The 1640-nt window shown below is 25.5% G+C and carries 1 protein-coding gene; it reads right to left on the reverse strand.

Annotated features, from left to right (window positions below; genetic code table 4):
- Positions 1-34: 34 nt before the first annotated feature.
- Entirely contained in the window at positions 35-1462 is a 1428-nt protein-coding gene (locus tag MAU_RS03320) for a transposase (RefSeq protein WP_004425440.1), read from the reverse strand.
- Positions 1463-1640: the final 178 nt, after the last annotated feature.

Below are 1640 nucleotides of genomic sequence, written 5' to 3' on the forward strand. Positions count from 1 at the left end.
TAGTAATTTCCCAATAATAACGCATATGTTTTAATTATGAGATACTAATTTTTAATTCTTTTAGAAGCTGCTCTTTCTTCTTTGTCGATATACTAGTAGTTCATTTTCCATTACGATATGTCTTATAGGTCTTTGATAATTCATCAAGAAATCTTTCTATTGACATTCCCTTTAGAGTTTCATGTTCATTAATTACTTTCAAAATTCTTGAATAAATAATCATCTGAATTTGGATTATGAAATCATGTCCTAATATTGTTTTTAGATCATGTTTTCTAATTGCATCTTCATCAAGCGAAGTTTTTTGAAGTCTTATATTTGTTTCAATTAATCATCTTTGCTTGTACATAAAATAAGGTTTTTCAATATCGAAATTACAATTAGATCTCATTGTAATAATTCCTGAATATTTGCTGCGCTCTTCGTTTTTTTCTAGAGTATAACCTTCTTTATTTCTGTGTATATTTGCTAGATAATTATTTTCTTGAACTGCTGCTATAAAAGGGTCTTTATAGCAATACAAAAATTGGTCTAATTCATTAACCTTAAAGGCCTTAATAAATTTGTCTTCAAACTTAAAAGTTGTATCAAATGAACTCTTAGAAATCAAACTCTTAAGCATTTTTGAATTGTCATTTAAAGGCATAATAAACTTAATGTTATTTTCTAAAAGGTAATTAATGTTTTCTTCTGAATTAAAGCCTTTATCAATGATAATTACTGTATTTTTAAGGTTAAATTTACCTAAAACTGAGATAAATGCCTGTTTATCAATGACATTTCCAGGAATTACTTCCGAATAAACAGGTTCTAAATTATTAAGATCGTATACCTTGATTTTGTTAATTTGCTTTCTTTTTGTCTTTTTATAATTTCTTCCATATTCAGAAAATTCATTATTTCCATCATTAACAAATGTAGTACCATCAAAGATTAAAATTTCATGATTTTTAATTCTTTGGATTAGGAATTCTTTATTAAGAGAATCATAGGTTCCAAGCTCTTTTATAAAACTAGCAACACTATTTTTAGAAACAGCTATATTAGGGTAATCTTCAGAAATAAAGCTATGATAATAATTATCTTGGAATCATTCATATCTATTTTCAAATAGAATTCCAAGTAATGAATAAACATATATTTTTAGTCCTGTATCAGGTCCAAAAAATTTTATAAGATCATCTCTGATATCTTTAGCTAAGTTATCAAGGAATTTATAGTTACCATAAGTCTTTATTGGAGCTATATCTTCTCTTGCTCTTTTAGGATCTTCGACATATACAAATTCACCATTTATTTCAACTATTGAACCAATATAAGGAAGAGACTTTTTAGCTGGTCTCTTCTTTTGTTTGTCTCAATAACTTATGTATGGAACTACTCTATACTTGTCTCCATACAAACGAATTTCAGTTTTTTCAGGTCTTTTAACTTTTTTAATATGTTCAGGGATTAAACTCATATTTACCTCTATTTTAAATATAGCCTTTACATATATATTTTAACATTTTAAAGCTTTTTTTGATTATAAAAACCAATAAAAAATATTAAAAAAAACACCAATTTTGGAGTTGCATTCTGCCAAAATCAGTGTTTTAATATTAAATTGAACATTTTTTTAAGAAAATTACAAATTTTTC

It is taken from the genome of Metamycoplasma auris 15026, from assembly GCF_000367765.1.
GTDB lineage: Bacteria > Bacillota_I > Bacilli_A > Mycoplasmatales > Metamycoplasmataceae > Metamycoplasma > Metamycoplasma auris_A.